The organism is Streptomyces noursei, from assembly GCF_001646665.1.
Taxonomy (GTDB): domain Bacteria; phylum Actinomycetota; class Actinomycetes; order Streptomycetales; family Streptomycetaceae; genus Streptomyces; species Streptomyces lavendulocolor.
In genome coordinates this window covers 405,509-421,458 of record NZ_LWBU01000279.1, presented here as the reverse complement: position 1 = coordinate 421,458, position 15,950 = coordinate 405,509, and the positions used below count along the sequence as shown (strand labels likewise).

The 15,950-nt window shown below is 75.1% G+C and carries 11 protein-coding genes; 5 read left to right on the top strand and 6 right to left on the bottom strand.

The annotated features are described in order from the left end of the window. Positions 1-30: 30 nt before the first annotated feature. The 4 genes from A4V12_RS20535 to A4V12_RS20520 are packed head-to-tail and all read right to left on the bottom strand — an operon-like array spanning position 31 to position 5,744. Positions 31-1,548, bottom strand: coding sequence for an asparagine synthase-related protein (locus A4V12_RS20535; protein WP_234372260.1), 1,518 nt, complete (start codon positions 1,546-1,548; stop codon positions 31-33). Continuing rightward, complete coding sequence (locus A4V12_RS20530; RefSeq protein WP_064070795.1) at positions 1,545-2,762, bottom strand: hypothetical protein; 1,218 nt, start codon at positions 2,760-2,762, stop codon at positions 1,545-1,547. Before A4V12_RS20530 ends, A4V12_RS20535 begins: the two co-directional genes overlap by 4 nt. After that, positions 2,752-4,713 carry an asparagine synthase (glutamine-hydrolyzing) gene (gene asnB / locus A4V12_RS20525; protein WP_064070970.1) on the bottom strand — a complete coding sequence of 654 codons (1,962 nt, stop codon included), beginning with the start codon at positions 4,711-4,713 and terminating at the stop codon, positions 2,752-2,754. Before asnB ends, A4V12_RS20530 begins: the two co-directional genes overlap by 11 nt. 5 nt (positions 4,714-4,718) lie before the next feature. After that, complete coding sequence (locus A4V12_RS20520; protein ID WP_199831331.1) at positions 4,719-5,744, bottom strand: NAD-dependent epimerase/dehydratase family protein; 1,026 nt, start codon at positions 5,742-5,744, stop codon at positions 4,719-4,721. 302 nt (positions 5,745-6,046) lie between these two features. Here A4V12_RS20520 and A4V12_RS20515 point away from each other — a divergent pair, with 302 nt between their 5' ends. Both A4V12_RS20515 and A4V12_RS20510 read left to right on the top strand, forming a co-directional pair. Further along, complete coding sequence (locus A4V12_RS20515) at positions 6,047-7,843, top strand: ABC transporter ATP-binding protein (protein ID WP_064070794.1); 1,797 nt, start codon at positions 6,047-6,049, stop codon at positions 7,841-7,843. Continuing rightward, positions 7,843-9,627: an ATP-binding cassette domain-containing protein gene (locus A4V12_RS20510; protein ID WP_079137181.1), complete on the top strand. Its 1,785-nt coding sequence runs from the start codon at positions 7,843-7,845 to the stop codon at positions 9,625-9,627. Before A4V12_RS20515 ends, A4V12_RS20510 begins: the two co-directional genes overlap by 1 nt. An 81-nt stretch (positions 9,628-9,708) precedes the next feature. Here the strand turns inward: A4V12_RS20510 and hemA are convergent, their stop codons facing one another. Beyond that, positions 9,709-10,920 (bottom strand): 5-aminolevulinate synthase, encoded by a 1,212-nt coding sequence (gene hemA / locus A4V12_RS20505; protein ID WP_064070793.1) that lies wholly within the window; start codon positions 10,918-10,920, stop codon positions 9,709-9,711. 262 nt (positions 10,921-11,182) lie between these two features. Between hemA and A4V12_RS20500 the strand changes: the two genes are divergently transcribed. From A4V12_RS20500 to A4V12_RS20490, 3 genes are all read left to right on the top strand, one after another. Continuing rightward, on the top strand, positions 11,183-12,796 hold the full coding sequence (locus tag A4V12_RS20500) for a long-chain-fatty-acid--CoA ligase (protein ID WP_064070792.1): 1,614 nt from the start codon (positions 11,183-11,185) through the stop codon (positions 12,794-12,796). Between the two features lie 211 nt (positions 12,797-13,007). Continuing rightward, positions 13,008-13,784: an alpha/beta fold hydrolase gene (locus A4V12_RS20495; protein WP_064070967.1), complete on the top strand. Its 777-nt coding sequence runs from the start codon at positions 13,008-13,010 to the stop codon at positions 13,782-13,784. Next, positions 13,781-15,031 (top strand): cytochrome P450, encoded by a 1,251-nt coding sequence (locus A4V12_RS20490; protein ID WP_064070791.1) that lies wholly within the window; start codon positions 13,781-13,783, stop codon positions 15,029-15,031. Before A4V12_RS20495 ends, A4V12_RS20490 begins: the two co-directional genes overlap by 4 nt. Here A4V12_RS20490 and A4V12_RS20485 read toward each other — a convergent pair. Then, entirely contained in the window at positions 15,005-15,778 is a 774-nt protein-coding gene (locus A4V12_RS20485) for a class E sortase (RefSeq protein ID WP_079137180.1), read from the bottom strand. The genes A4V12_RS20490 and A4V12_RS20485 overlap by 27 nt on opposite strands. Positions 15,779-15,950 lie beyond the last annotated feature (172 nt).

Sequence of the window (15,950 nt, the reverse complement as noted above, 5' to 3'; positions counted from 1 at the left end):
CCCCTCGGTGGATGTGTGGGTGACCGGTGGTCACCACGGTCCGGCGCCGGTCCGCCGGCCGGTCAGCGCCTCCAGCTGGAGCAGGTACACCGCGATCGGCAGCAGCCGGCTGACCCGCCGCCCGGCGCCCTCGCCGCGGGTCGCCGCGAGCAGCCGCCCGAGCACCCGGTCGCCGCCCCTGCGCCAGTCCCGCTCGGCCCACGCCGCGTGCCCCAGCAGACGCAGCAGGTAGCCCAGCCGGTGCCGCACCAGGACCGGCGTGGGCGGCGGCGGGGCGGCGGACGCGAAACCGAGCCCGGCGTGCTCCGGATAGGCCCGGCGCAATGCCTCGTCGTGGAACGTCCCGTCGGTCAGGAAGCGTCCGGGCACCGAGGACAGGTGGTCGAACAGCGCGTGGTCCAGGTACGGCGCGTGCAGCACCGGGCCGTCGCGCAGCAGCCCGTACGGCGTCATCGCGATCGCCCTGCGGGTGCGGTTCCAGAAGTAGAACGACGCGTACGGGAACGCCGCCCCGGCGTGCCGCTCCAGCTCGGCGACGAGGTGCGCCCGTGCCCGCTCCCGGCTCCACAGCCCGGCCAGCCGGGGGCTGAGGAGGTGCTCCACGTGCGGGCCCGTCCGGCCCGCGAGCAGCATCCGGTCGGCGACGCCCGGCAGGTCGTCCGGGTCGAACGGGTTGGCGCGGATCAGCTCCATGCTCGGGTTCTGGGCCAGCTCGCCGCCGCCGATGCCGTCGAACGACACCCGGGTGCGGGCGCGCAGGTACGCCAGGACCGGCAGCGCCCACGCCCCCTCCACGGTGCACATGCTCTGCGCCGGGTTGGCGGCCAGCTCGGCGCGGAACTGCGAACGGCGCCCGCGCAGCACCCGGTGCTCCACGCCCAGCCGGGCCGCCAGCACGGCGGCGACCTTCGCGTCCGCCCCGGGGTCGGGTGGGAACTTCGCACCGCTCACGCACAGCCGCGGCGGTGCGCCCTGCCGGTGCAGCTCCAGCAGGATGTGGCGGGAGTCCCGGCCGCCGCTGAGCGGCAGGACGTACGGCTCGTCGGGCAGCCGGCGGGCGACGGCGTCCCGGAACAGCTCGACGAACCCGTCGACGGCCGCCCTCCGGGTCGTGGCGGCGGGCCCGGCGGGCGGCATCCGGCCGGACGCCAGCCCCAGCCGCCCCGCGGACCAGGTGAGCGTGGCGGCCGGCGGCAGCGCCCGTACCCCGGCGAACGGCGTGTCCTCGGCGAGGAAGAAGCCCAGCCGCAGGAAGACGGCGAGGGCGTCGTGGTCCGGCTCGGCCGGACCGCCCAGCGCCAGCAGCACCCGCACGTCCGGCGACACCGTGAGGGCGGACCCCTCGTGCCGGTAGAACAGCGGCCACATCCCGTACCGGTCGTTGCGGACCAGCAGCCGCTCGCCGTCCCACCGCCACCGGGCGAACACCCCCTGCCCGTCGGCCGATTCGTGCCCGAAGACGGCCTCCGTACGCCCCCGGACGCGCACCCCGCCGGGCCGCGGCTCCAGGCGCAGGTACGGCGCCACCGTGCCGAGGTCCGCGCTCACCGGGCCTCCAGCACGGTCCGTACCGCCTCGCCGATGCGGCGGGCCACGGCCTCCTGGTCGAGCACGGTGCGGGCGAAGGACTGCGCCCGCCGCTTGTGCCGCTCGATCGCGGCCGGATCCGCCAGCCAGCCGTCGAGCACCCCGGTCAGCTCCTGCGGCGAGGCGCACGCACGGCCCAGACCGTGCTCGGCGATCAGTCCGGGCACCCAGGCCTCCATCGGCAGCCCCGACTCCAGCATGAGCACCGGGATGCCGAAGTAGGCGGCCTCCAGCGTGGTGTTGGGCCCCGCCTTGGACACCAGCAGGCCGTACGGGGACCTCGACGCCTGGTCGATGCAGTCGAAGTACTCGGCCTGGGTGAGACGGCTGTGGAACCGCCAGTGCGGGACGCGCGAGGCGGCCGCCGAAGCCGCCGCCCGGCGGGCCAGCTCCGCGTCGTCGTACCCGACGAAGACCAGGTCGATGTGCGGGTGCCGTTCGGCGAGGTGCTCCAGCAGCCGCAGATAGGTGTCACCGCCCCGGTTGCAGAACACGATCAGCCTGGGCACCGTGCGGTCGCCGCCCCACGGGCCGGTCCCCGACGCACCGCCCCCGCCCCCGGTCGTCATGAAGTCCCGCAGATCGTGCTGGGCGACCAGCGGCCCCACCACCCGGATGCGGTCGGGGTCCCCGCCCTCCTCGGCCAGCAGCCGCTCCTTGGCCCGCTCCAGGCCCACCAGCGTCAGGTCAGGGTGACGGCTGCGGTGCAGCGGCAGGTCCATCAGCCCCGGGTTCGTCACATGGCTCACCACCCGCGTCCGCAGCCCCGCCAGCCGCACCGCGGCCACGCACAGCCGGGCGACGATCCCCTTGGTGCCCACCACGACGTCGGGCGTCGTCTCCCGCAGGTGCTTCACCAGCCCCGACAGCGCCTCCGCCTGCCGCAGCCCCGGATCCACCTCGAAGCCCGCCGGGAACCGCTCCTGCAGCCGTGACATCAGCGCCATGTACCGCTCGGTGCGGGTCGCCGCGTCCGGACTCCCCAGCGATATCGCCCGGATCTCCGCACCGGCCTCACCCAGCCACGGCACGATCGGCTCGGCCTCCAGCAGCGTCACCTCCGCGTCGACCGCCCCGCGCAGCACGCGGGAGAAACTGGTCGCCGCCAGATAGTTGCCGAACTCCCCCCACGTACGGGGGGACAGCACCTGGATACGGGCGTGGTCAGACGGCACGGCGCATCTCCTCGGTCAGGGCCTCGGGGGCGGACGGGGCGGGGGTGCGGGAGGCGGCGGACAGGCCGTCGGACCAGAGCTGGAAGCACAGCAGCGCCCACAGCCCCCGCGACGTGTCCCGCCGCCCCTCCAGGTGGTCGTCGAGCAGGACCCGCACCGCGCGGGTGTCGAACAGGCCGCCGCGGTCCAGCGCGGCAGGTGCGAGGGTGTCGCGCAGCAGCTCCCGCAGCTCGCCGCGGAGCAGCCCCGCCAGCGGCGCGCGGAACCCCAGCTTCGTACGCCGGACCGTGCTGCGCGGCAGCCACGGGGCCGCCGCCCGGCGCAGCAGGTACTTGCCGGTGAGACCGCGCAGCTTCAGGCCGGGCGGCAGGGAGTCGACGTACTCCACGAGGTCCAGGTCGAGGAAGGGCGACCGCAGCTCCAGCGCGCTGCGCATACCGCCCCGGTCGGTCTTGGTGAGGATCACGTCCCGCAGGAAGTGGCAGACGACGGCGAGCTGGCTCCGCTCCAGGGGCGTCAGCCCCGGGCGCCCCTCCAGCACCCGGGTCACCTCGGCGAACGGATCGTGCCCCGTCAGCGCCCCCGCCGCCTCCGGGCGGAACAGGGCGGGGAGCCGGGCCGGCGCGAACGGCGCCGTGGCCAGGTAGAAGCGGTGCTCGGGCGCGGCCCGCAGCCCCCGGGCCAGCTGCCCGAGCGCGGCCCGCACCGGCAGGTTCCCCGACCGCTGCGGAAGCCTGCGCACCGCGGCGCCCACCAGGGCCTCCACCCGGTGCGCCGGCATCACCCGCAGCAGCGCCTCCATCGCCCGCTCGGCCTGGAAGAACCGGTACCCGAGCAGCAGTTCGTCCGCCCCGTCCCCGGTCAGCGCCCCGCGCACCCGCCGCCGCGCCGCCCGGCAGACGATCCGCGTCGGCAGCAGCGACGGGTCGGCCAGCGGTTCGTCGGCCCGGCCGTACTCGGACTCGACCACCTCCGCCAGCTCCCGCCCGCCGATCCGCACCACGTGGTGCTCGGTCCCCAGATGCCGGGCGACCAGCAGCGCGTGGGCCGACTCGTCGAAGTCCGCGTCGGCGAAGGAGGCACTGAACGTGGGCACCGGCCCGTGCGGGGACACCTCCTGCGCGACGGCCGCCACCGCACTGGAGTCCAGACCGCCGCTGAGCAGCACCCCCAGCGGCCGGCCCGTGCTGTGCACCCGCCGTTCCACGGCCGACCGGAACAGTGCCGTGAACCGCGCCTCGGCGGCCCGGACGGGCGTGCGCGCCGCCCCGCCCCGCAGGACGGGCCGCCAGTGCTCCACCTCGGTCACCGTGCCCCGCTCGTGGCGCACGTAGCACCCGGGGCGCACCTTGTGGACACCGGCGACCGCCGAACCCGGGGCGGGGAAGGCCTGGAGGACCAGGTAGTCGGCGACCGCCCGCGGGTCGGGCGTCCGCGGCGCGTCCGGGTGCCGCAGCAGCGCCGCCAGTTCGGAGGCGAAGGCCACCCCCTGCGCGGTACGGGTCCAGTACAGCGGCTTCTTGCCCATCGGGTCGCGGGCCAGCACCGTGGCGCCGGTACGGGCGTCGTGCAGCGCGAAGGCGTACATGCCGCGCAGCCGCTCCAGCATCCCCATCCCGTGCCGCTCGTACAGCTCCACCAGCACCTCGGTGTCGCTCCCGGTGCGCGAGCACGCGCCCGAGGCCCGCAACTCCCGCCGCAGTTCGGCGTGGTTGTAGATCTCGCCGTTGAACACGACGGCGGTGCGGCCCGAGGCGGAGAGGAACGGCTGGCGGGCCCGCTCCGGGTCGACGAACGTCAGCGCGCAGTGCGCCAGGGTCACGCCCCGGTGGTGGCACCAGCCGGACCCGTCCGTGCCCCGGTGCGCCACGGCCGCCAGCATCCGCCCCGCGGTGGCGCGCGAGGCGTCGCCGCCACCGTCGCGGTCGGTGAAGCCAACGAAGCCGCACACGCCGGTTACGCCCGTCGGCCGGTGGTGGCGGTGCCGGGCGCCGTCCGGGGCCGCTGCGGGCCGTCGGTCCGCCGGCGGGTCCACTCGATCTGGGCGGCCAGGCCGGTGCGCAGGTCCGTGGCGGGGCGGAAGCCGAGCCGGTCCCGGGCCCGGGTGACGTCGGCCGTGGTGGCGCCCACGTCACCGACCCGGATGGGGCCGTAGCGGGCGTCCGGGCGGCGCCCGGTCAGCTCGGCGGTCAGCGACAGGAGCCGGTTCAGCGAGACGGACGAGCCGGTGCCCACGTTCAGCACCTCGGCCCGGTCGCCGGCGCGCCGGGTCGGCGCGCCGGCCAGCAGCAGGGCGCGGACGACGTCCTCGACGTACACGAAGTCCCGGATCTGCGACCCGTCGCCGTAGACCTCGATGGGCTCCCCGCGCAGCACCGCGCGGATCATCCGCGAGATGAACATGTCCGGCCGCTGCCCGGGGCCGTAGACGGTGAAGAAGCGCAGCGCGGCCACCGACAGCGCGGCGTCCGGGCGGGCGGCGAACGCCAGGGCGAGCCGCTCGGCGGCCAGTTTCGTCACGCCGTAGGGGGAGGTGGGGCGGGGGAGCATGCCCTCGTCCATGGCGCCGTCGACGCCTCCGTACACGCTCGACGACGACGCCACCACGACCCGTCCGACGCCCGCCTGCACACAGGCGTCCAGCAGCCGCTGGGTGGCCAGGACATTGCAGTGGAGATACTCCGGGAATTCCGTCCACGAAGGCCGTACGCCGGGTAACGCGGCCAGGTGGAACACCAGGTCCACGCCTTTCAGGCAGGAACTGAGGTCCATGGTCGCGAGATCACCGGTCCGCGCCCGGAAGGCGCCTTCCCCCGGTGCCGGGACGGCTCCGGTGTGGACGCCCATGTCCCGGCGGTCCACCCCCACCACATTCCGGCCGCTCTGGCGCAAAGCTTTCACCAGATGCGACCCGATGAAACCCGCTGCACCGGTCACCACGACATCTCCGGCGATGGCCGGAACATGTGCGTCGCTTGGCATGAAGTCCCCCTTGTTCCGTTGCGCATACGGCTGTTCAAGGCGGTGCGACGTGCTGGTATTCGGCCCCGGACAGGCGGACAAAGGGGACCTGAAAGACGCGCCGGAGTCTAACAGCGCGTTCTTTCCGCGAGCAATGGCGCCCGATGGCGACGGGCGAAAACCGGAAACACCACCGTCGCCACGGATAAGCGGACGGCGGGAAGGATTCCGCAACTGACGTATATCAGCCATCCCATTCCCAACCGCATGGCCGCTCCTTATGCTGTCGGGGTTCCGGCGTCGAGACGGACGGAGGGGCCGCGTTGGCAGACACCCCATGGCGCCGGCTTCGCGGACTCGGCCGGCACCTGCGCGGCGAACGCCGGTCCCTGGCACTCCTCGCTGCGGTCGTCCCCCTGGGCGTCGGACTCCAGTTGGTCGCACCCGAGATGCTGCGCCGCTTCGTCGACGGCGCCCTGTCCGGCTCGCCCGACGCGGTGCTGCTCACCGTCGCCGCCTGGTACTGCGCGGCGGCACTCGGCCAGACGGCCGTCTCCATCGGCGGCGACCACCTCGCCGCCCGCCTCGCCTGGCGCACCACCAACCGGCTCCGCGCCGAGCTGGTGGCCCACTGCCTGCGCCGCCCCTCGGCGTTCTACCAGCGCCACCCGCCCGGCGAACTCGTCGACCGGGTCGACGGCGACGTGACCCGCCTGGCCGGCGTCATGTCCTCGCTCCTGCTCGAGGTGGCCGCCCAGGCCCTGCTCGTCGTCGGCATCCTCGCCGCGCTGTTCCGGCTCGACCAGGTGCTCGCCCTCGTGTTCGCCCCGTTCACCCTGTGCACCCTGCTGCTCCTGCGGCGGCTCGTCGGCCGGGCGGTCCCCTTCGTCACCGCCCGCCAGGCCTCCGTCGCCGACCTCCTGGGCTTCCTGGAGGAACGGCTCGCCGGCGCCGAGGACCTCACGGCCAACGGGGCGGCCCGCCACACCATGCGGGCGCTGGAGGACCGGCTCGGCACCCTGTACGACCGGGCCCGGCGCGCGGCGCGGGTCTCCGTGCTGTGGCCCGCCACCGTCCAGGGCCTGTCGGCGGCGAGCGTGGTGCTCGCCCTGGTGGTGAGCGTCTGGCTGCACGCCCGCGGACAGCTCACCACCGGCACCGCGTTCGCCGCGCTGTCGTACGCCATGCTGCTGCGCCGCCCGCTGCTCGCCCTCACCGCCCGCTTCCAGGAACTGGAGGGCGCGATCGTGAGCGTCGGACGCCTGGCCGAACTGGTGCGGGAGCGGGACGGGCACGACGGGCCGCCGCCCGGGGCGCGGCCGCCGGGGGCGGGCGGACCGCCGGCCCGGGCACTGCCGCCGAAGGGCGCCCGGCCGTGGCGGGACGGGCCGCTGGACCTGCGCTTCGAAGGCGTCTTCTTCCACTACGACCCCGGCGAACCCGTCCTCACGGACGTCTCCTTCCACCTGCGCCCCGGTGAACGGCTCGGCGTGGTCGGACGCACCGGCAGCGGCAAGTCCACCGTCGTCCGGCTGCTGTTCGGGCTGCACCGGCCGGTCCGCGGCACGATCACCGTCGGCGGCCGGGAGATCCGCCCGCCGGACGTCCCCGCCCTGCGTGGCAGGGTCGCCCTGATCACCCAGGAGGTCCACGTCTTCCACGCCACCCTCCGCGACAACCTCGCCTTCTTCGACCGCTCGGTCGGCGACTCCCGCATCCTCGACGCCCTCGGACAGGCCGGTCTCGACGGCTGGCTGCGGCAGCTGCCCGACGGCCTCGACACGGTCCTCGGCTCCGGCGCGCGCGGCATGTCCGCGGGGGAGGAACAACTCGTCGCCCTGGCCCGGGCCTTCCTCCGCGACCCCGCCGTCGTGCTGATGGACGAGCCCACCGCCCGCCTCGACCCGCACACCGAGGAACTCCTCGCCCCCGCCATGGAACGCCTGCTGCGCGACCGTACCGCCGTCGTGGTCCAGCACCGGCCGCACGCGCTGCGCCACGTCGACCGGATACTGGTGCTCGACGGCGGCCGGGTGGTCGAGCACGGTGAGCGGACCGCCCTCGCCGCCGACCCCGCGTCCCGCTTCCACGGCCTGCTCCGCACCGGCCGGGCGGCCTGATGGGCGCGACCCTCTCCCGCCTGCGGAGCGTGCTGCGCGGCTCGTCGGGCGCCTACTGGACGCTGACCGCGCTGTGGGTGCTGCTCCGGGCCGGAACCCTGGCGGTGGGGCTCCTCTTCCAGCGCCTCTTCGACGGCATCGGCGCCGCCGGGGGCGGCCGCGGCGACGGGCTGATCCTCCTGATCGCCTGGGTGGCCGCCATAGAGGGCGCCCGGCTGGTGCTCCAGTTCGGCGTGATGCTCAGCCGCCTGGAGCCGCGCCTCCAGTACGGCGCCACCGCGGGACTGCGCCGGTCGCTGCTCGGCACGGTCCTGCGACGGCCGGACGTCACCGCCCGCGTCCCGCCGGGCGAGGCGCTCCGCGCGGTGGGCGAGGACGTGGAGGAGGTCGGCTTCTTCCTGGCGTGGGCGCCCACGAACCTCGCGCACTGGCTGTTCGTCGTCGCGTCCGTCGGCGTGATGCTCAGCGTCGACGTGCTCGTCACCGTCGCGCTCGTCGGGCTCCTGCTGGCCGTCACCCTGCTGACGGCCCTCGTGCACGGCCGGTTCCTCGTCCACCGCAGGGCCACCCGCACCGCCTCCGCCGAGGTGGCCGGCGCCCTCGGGGAGGCCGTGGGCGCGGTGAAGGCCGTGCAGGCCGCCGCCGCCGAGGACCACGTCGCCGCGCACATCGGACGGCTGAACGAGGCACGGGGGCGGGCCGCCGTGCGGGAGGCGCTGTTCGCCGGCGTCCAGCGCAACGTCATCGGCAACGCCGCCCCGATCGGCGTGGGGCTCGTCCTGCTGCTGACCGCCGGGCGGGCGCGGGACACCTTCGGCGTCGGCGACCTGGCACTGTTCACCTTCTACCTCCAGATCCTCGCCGAGGCCCTCGCCTCCATCGGCATCCTCTCCATCCGGCTGCAAAGGGTGTCGGTGGCCCTGGAACGCATCACCGGCTTCCTCGGCGCAGGCCGGGACCCCGCCCCGGCACCGCGCGAGCCGGAACCACGCGCCGCGCCCGTGCCCCGCCCCGCGCCCCCGGCCGGATCCGGACCCCCACCGCACCGCGACGCCCCGCGCCTGCTGGAGGTGCGCCACCTGACGGCCCACCACCCCGGGACGCGCCGCGGCGTCGAGGACGTCCACCTCTCGGTCGCCGGGGGCACCCTCACGGTCGTCACGGGAGGCGTGGGAGCGGGCAAGACCACGCTGCTGCGCGCCGTGCTGGGCCTCATGCCCGCGCCCGCGGCCGGCGAGGTCCGGTGGAACGGCGAGCCGCGGGACGACCGGGCGGCCTTCCTCGTGCCGCCGCGCTGCGGCTACGTCCCGCAGGCCCCCAGGCTGTTCAGCGGCTCGGTACGGGAGAACGTGCTGCTGGGGCTGGACGACGAACGGGCGCTCACCGCGGCGCTGCGCACCGCCGTGCTGGAGCCCGACGTCGCCGCCATGCGGGACGGCGTGGACACCGTGGTCGGGCCGCGCGGGCTGCGGCTGTCCGGTGGCCAGATCCAGCGCCTCGCCATCGCCCGCATGCTCGTCCGGCGGCCGCAGCTCATGGTGGTGGACGACATCTCCAGCGCGCTCGACCCGGAGACCGAGCGCACCCTGTGGAGCCGGCTGCTCGACGGTTCGTCGGCCGTGCTCGCGGTCTCCCACCGGCCCGCCGTGCTGCGGGCGGCGGCGCGGGTGGTGGTGGTGAAGGACGGCCGGGTGGACGCCTCGGGACCGCTCGACGAGGTGCTCGCCGCCTCGGCGGAGATGCGCGGGCTGTGGTCCACGGCGACGGCCGCGGCCCCGGACTGACGCGCACGGGCGCGGGCGCGGGACGGGTGCGGGTGCGGACCGGCACGTACGGGTGCGGGCGCGGACCGCCGGCCGGGGGGCTCAGCCGCGCTCGGTCCGGCCGCGCGGGACGCCCAGCTCGGTCCAGATGCCGTCCAGCGCGGTCACGAAGTCCCGTACGTCGGCGGGGGAGTGCACGGCGCCCGGCGCCACCCGCAGGATCTCCTCACCGGCCCGTACGCTCGGCGCGTTGATCGCCTGGACGTACATCCCGTGACGCTCCAGCAGGAGCGCGGAGATCCGCTTGCACAGCGCGTCCTCGCCCACCCGTACCGACACGATGTGGGAGTGGTCCGACAGGAACGGGATCCGCCGCTCCGCCAGCATCCGGTGCATCGTCCTGGCGTTGGTCCTCAGCCGCTCCCGCTCGACGTCCGAGCCCCGCAGGTGCCGGACCGCCGCCAGCCCGCCGGCCGCGACGGACGGCGGGAGCGCGGTGGTGAAGATGAACGAGCGGGAGAAGGCCCGTACCGCGTCGATGAGGAGCGACGGCCCGGCGACGTAACCGCCCGTGGTGCCGAACGCCTTGGCCAGGGTCCCCATGACCAGGTCGAACTCGCCCGCCAGCCCCCGCTCGGCGGCGATCCCGGCGCCCTGCGGCCCGTACATCCCCACCGCGTGCACCTCGTCCAGGAACGTGAGCATCCCGTACCGCTTCGCGATGTCGGCGAGCTCCGCGAGCGGCGCCATGTCCCCGCCCATCGAGTGGACGGACTCCGTGACCAGCAGCTTCGGACGGCGCGGATCGACCGCCGCCACCAACTCCTCCAGATGCGCGGGGTCGTTGTGGCGGAAAATGCGCTTCTCCGCCCGGCTGTGGCGTAAGCCGTCGATGATCGAGGCGTGGTTCAGCTCGTCGGAGAAGGCGACGCAGCCGTCCATGCGGCCCGCCAGCACCGACAGGGCGCCCTCATTGGCCGAGTAGCCGGAGGTGAAGACCAGCGCGTCCTCCTTGCCGTGCAGGTCGGCCAGTTCCCGCTCCAGCAGCACGTGATAGTGGTTCGTCCCGCCGATGTTCCGCGAACCCCCGGAACCGGCCCCGTATTCGTCGATCGCCGTTTTCATCGCCCGGACGACGAGCGGGTGCTGCCCCATACCCAGATAGTCATTGCTGCACCAGACGGCTATTTCGCCATCCTGCCGCGTGGTGGCGGCGGGGAAACGTCCGGCGATCCTGCCGATCTCCAGGAACTCGCGCTTCCGGCTCGCGGATTCCTCCGCGAGACGTGAGAAGAAATCCGTGTACTGGATCATGGTTTCCGGCTCGCTCTCTGTCGCCCCGCGCGCTTCCGTCGGCCCGCGCGGTGATGGAGCGGTTCATCCTAGGAGCGGCCGCGCGTCCGGAACAGTGTGCAATTCCGCGCTGTCGAAAGGCGGTTCGTATGCCATGCTGGAAATCCCTCGCCGTCCCGGTCCCGCCGCACGCTTCCCGCTCCCGTGAAACCGGAGTTCCGATGCCCGGATCCGACAATTCCGTACGCGAGTCGTCGCCACGCACATCCCGCCTTCTCCCCGCATGAGCGGCACCCTCACGCCCGGTGCCGCCGAGCCCGGTGCCGCCACGCCCGGCGCGGCCCACCTCCTCGCGCACAGCGCGGCCCGTCGCCCCGACCACCCTGCGCTCGTGACCGCCGCCGGCCGCGTCACCTACCGGGAGCTGTGGGACCTCGCCCGCCGGTACGCGGCCGTCCTGCGCGAACACGGAGTCGGGCCGGGCGACCGTGTCGCCCTGCTCCTCACGAACACCCCGCACTTCCCGGCCGCCTACTTCGGGGCGCTCGCGCTCGGGGCGACCGTCGTGCCGGTCAACGCGCTGCTCAAGGCCGACGAGGCCGCCCATGTGCTGGGCGACTGCGGCGCCCGGGCCGTCGTCTGCGCCGCCCCGCTCCTCGCCGTCGGCGCCACGGCCGCCCGCCGGGCGGGCGTCCCCACCGTCCTGACCGTCCACGGGGACGGGTCGGGCGGCGTCCCGGACCTCGACGCCCTCGCCGCGCGGACGACGCCGCTCGGCACGTACGTGGAGCGCGCCCCGGACGACCTGGCCCTGGTCCTCTACACCTCGGGCACCACCGGGCGGCCCAAGGGCGCGATGATCACGCACGCCAACCTGGTCATGAACGTCACCACCACCGTGGTGTCGCCCTTCGCCCTGCGCGGCGACGACGTCCTGCTGGGCTGCCTCCCGCTGTTCCACACCTTCGGCCAGATCTGCGGGATGGCCACCTGCTTCCACGCCGGGGCCACCATGGTGCTGATGCGGCGCTTCGAGGCGGCCGAGGCGCTGCGGCTGATGACGGCCGAGCGGTGCACCGTGTTCATGGGCGTACCGACGATGTACCTGGACCTGCTGGAAGCGGCCCGCCGGGACCCTGGACGCCCGCCCCTCGACCGGGCGTACAGCGGCGGGGCGGCGCTGCCGGTGGCCGTGCTGGAGGAGTTCCGTGACACCTTCGGCTGCGAGGTGTACGAGGGGTACGGCCTCACCGAGACGTCCCCCGTCGTCGCCTACAACCAGCCCGGGCGGCCCTGCCGGCCCGGCACGGTGGGAACGCCCGTCCGGGGCGTCCGGGTGGCGATCGCCCGAGCGGACCTGGAGGGCAGGATCGAGCCGCTGCCGCCGGGGGAGACCGGCGAGATCGTCGTCCGCGGGCACAACGTCATGGCCGGCTACCTCGGCCGGCCCGAGGCCACCGCGGAGGTCATGGTCGACGGCTGGTTCCGCACGGGCGACCTCGGGGTGCTCGACGACGAGGGCGTCCTCACCGTCGTCGACCGCAAGAAGGACATGGTGGTCCGCGGCGGGTACAACGTCTACCCGCGCGAGGTGGAGGACGTCCTCGGCCGCCACCCCGCCGTCGCCGCCGTCGCGGTCGTCGGCCTGCCGGACGAGCGCCACGGGGAGGAGGTGTGCGCCGTGGTCCGGCCACGGCCCGGCACGGTCGCCGACGACGCCCTCGCGGAGGAGATCATCGCCTGGAGCCGGGCGCGCGTCGCCGCCTACAAGTACCCGCGCCGCGTGGAGTTCACCGACACCTTCCCCCTCGGCCCGAGCGGGAAGGTCCTCAAACGCGAGCTGGTCGCCCGGTACGCCGGCCGCCCCCGCCCGGCCCCCGGCCCCGGCGCCGGCTGACCACCGGGGCCCTCCGCCAGGCACCCCCGAGCCCTCCGCCAGGTGTCCCCGGGGCCCTCCGCCAGGTGTCCCGCGGCCGTGCGCGAGGCGTGCCGGGACCCGGCCGGGCGCGGCGGTCTTGTGGCGCGGCCGGGAGCGGGCCAAGGTGAAGTCGACCGGGCACGGCCTGCCGCGCCGGCCCGGCACGCCCTGCCTCACGATCGGAGCGCCCGTGGCACCCTTCCTCCTGCCCCATCAGCGGATCGGCGACGGACCCCACCACGTCGTCGCCGTCCACGGCTGGCTCGCCGACCGGGCCGCCTGGGCGCCGGTCGTCGACGACCTCGACGGCGACGCACTCGGCTACGCCCTGGTGGACCTGCGCGGCTACGGCGAGGCGAAGGACGCCCCCGGCCCGTACACGACCGCCCGGGCGGCCGCCGACATCCTCGCCCTCGCCGACCGGCTCGGCTGGGAGCGGTTCTCCGTCGTCGGGCACTCGATGGGCGGCAGCGTCGCCCAGCGGGTCCTGGCCGCCGCGCCGGAGCGGGTCCGCCGGCTGGTCGGCGTCTCGCCCGTCCCGGCGGGCGGGCTGCTCATGCCGCCCGAGCAGTGGGAGCTGTTCGCCGGCGCCGCCGAGAACCCCGCCGCCCGCCGCGCCATCATCGACGCCACCACCGGCGGGAACCGGCCGGACGCCTGGCTCGACCGCATGGTGCGCCGCTCCCTGGACCGCAGCGACCCCGCGGCGTTCCGCGCCTGGCTCGACTCCTGGGCCCGCGAGGACTTCCACGCCGAGGTCGCCGACAGCGACGTACCGGCCCTCGCGGTCGTCGGCGCGCTCGACCCGGCGCTCGGCGCCGAACTGATGCGGCGCACCTGGCTGCGCTGCTACCCCAAGGGCCGGGTCACCGAACTGCCGCGCGCCGGCCACTACGCCATGGACGAGACACCGCTGGAACTGATCCGGGTCGTCGAGGACTTCCTGCGCGCGGACGGCGACGCGTGACCGTCGTACCACCGGTCCCGGACGTGTTCGACCCCCGGCTGTACGCGCGCGGGATCCCGTACGACGCCTACCGCGAGCTGCGCGACCGGCACCCGGTGGCGTGGCAGGACGAGTACCGGGTCCTGGGCTGGCCCGCCGGACCGGGCTTCTGGGCGGTGACCCGCCACGCCGACGTCGTGCGGGTCCTCAAGGACGCCCGCCGCTACTCCTCGTACCTGGGCGCCACGCAGATCCGCGACCCCGACCCGGCCGACCTGCCGTTCATCCGGCGCATGATGCTCAATCAGGACCCGCCCGGGCACGGCAGACTGCGCCGCCTGGTCAGCCGAGCGTTCACCCCGGCGCGCGTCGACCGCTTCGCGGCCGCCGCCACCGCCAGGGCCCGTGCCCTGCTCGGCGCCGCCCGCGCCACCGCCCGCGACGGGGACGGCACCGTCGACGCCGTACGCGCCGTCACCGACGAGTACGCCCTGCTCAACCTCACCGACCTGCTCGGCGTGCCGCCCGGCGACCGGGGGCTGCTGCTCACCTGGACCGAACGCGTCATCGCCTACCAGGACCCGGACGAACCCCCGGTGCTCGGCCCGGACGGCACGCCCGTGAACCCCCGCTCGCCCGCCATGCTGGAGGAGATGTTCGGTTACGCGCGGGACCTCGCCGCGCACAAGCGGAAGCACCCCGGCGACGACGTCCTCACCTCCCTCGCACACGCCGACCTGTCCGACGGCGAACTGGAGATGTCCTTCTTCCTGCTGACCGTCGCCGGGAACGACACCGTCCGCAGCGCCGCCCCCGGCGGACTGCTCGCCCTCGCCGGCCACCCCGAGGAGCAGCGGGCCCTGCGGGAGGGCCGGTTCGCCGTCACCACCGCCGTCGAGGAGCTGCTGCGCTTCCACCCGCCGGTGCTGCACTTCCGCCGCACGGCGGCCGAGGACCACGTGCTGCACGGCCGGCGGGTGCGCCGCGGCGACAAGGTGGTCGTCTTCCACGCCTCGGCCAACCACGACGAGCGGGTCTTCCCCGACCCCCACCGCCTCGACCTGGGCCGTTCGCCCAACCCGCACGTGTCGTTCGGCGACGGCCCGCACGTCTGCCTGGGCGCCCACTTCGCCCGGCTCCAGCTGCGGGTGCTGCACGAGGAGGTGCTGCGCGCGCTGCCGCCCTACGAGGCCGCCACCCCGCCCCGGCGGCTGGTGTCCCACTTCATCAACGGGCTGAAGTCACTGCCCCTGTGTCTTCTCCGATGACACCAGTACGCCGACCTTGTCGATCCGGTGCTCGGGGTTGCCCTTGGCGTCGCGCCAGTGATTCCCAGCCGCGTCGTCCTCGGGCGTCGCGCAGGTGGAGATCGTGATCATCGCCTTGACCGGCCGCTCACCCGGCTTGCCCGGCACCGGGGCACGCTGCTCGGCGAGGGAGGCGGGGGAGCGGAACGACGTACTGCGGGTCTCCGTGATCCGGTACTCGTGGACCGTGCCGCCCGAGGTGACGAACACCGCGTCGCCGACGTCGAGGGCGGGCAGGTCGAGCAGCGGGCCGCCGGCGGCCAGCCGGTGCGCCGTGACCAGGTAGTTCCCCACCTCTCCCGGCCCCACGCCGCCCTTCGGGCCGTACGGGCTGGCCGCGAGGCCCCGGTCCTGTATCCGGGTGCCCGGCCAGTCGTCCGGCGTCCCCTCGTACGGCACGACGCGCAGGTCCCGGACGCCGATGTCCGGAATGGCGAGCACCGCGCTCCGGGTCCGCGCCGTCTCGTCGGGCGTGGGCTCGGGCGACGGCGCGAGGGGCAGGGCGGCGGGGCCGGACGCGGCGGGCCCGCCGGGCGCCGCCGACGCCCCGGACGCGGGTCCCGCGCCCACCGGCCCGGTGGCGGCGCTCACGGCGGCTGCGGGTGCCGCGGGACGCTCGACGGCACCACTGCCGCCGGTTGCGCAGCCGACGAGGGCCACGACGAGGGCGCCGGTCAGCGCGGCGGAAGCGGTGCGGGGGCTCGGCATGGCACTCCGGATCGATGGCCGGGAGGAGTCGGCCGCCGGGGTGGACAACGGCGGCCGCTTGCGACCCAACCACCATAAACCGGCCAGGTGTGGCCTGAACAGACCCGTCGACGCAGCGTGACGGACGGCGGCCCGGGGTGAAGCGGCCGGGCACGGACCGGGGCCCTGCCGA

Excerpts from the sequence above, each read along its gene's own strand:
- A4V12_RS20520 (WP_199831331.1), bottom strand. The coding sequence starts at position 5,744 with ATGCCAAGCGACGCACATGTTCCGGCCATCGCCGGAGATGTCGTGGTG.
- A4V12_RS20510 (WP_079137181.1), top strand. The coding sequence starts at position 7,843 with ATGGGCGCGACCCTCTCCCGCCTGCGGAGCGTGCTGCGCGGCTCGTCG.
- hemA (WP_064070793.1), bottom strand. The coding sequence starts at position 10,920 with ATGATCCAGTACACGGATTTCTTCTCACGTCTCGCGGAGGAATCCGCG.
- A4V12_RS20500 (WP_064070792.1), top strand. The coding sequence starts at position 11,183 with ATGAGCGGCACCCTCACGCCCGGTGCCGCCGAGCCCGGTGCCGCCACG.
- A4V12_RS20485 (WP_079137180.1), bottom strand. The coding sequence starts at position 15,778 with ATGCCGAGCCCCCGCACCGCTTCCGCCGCGCTGACCGGCGCCCTCGTC.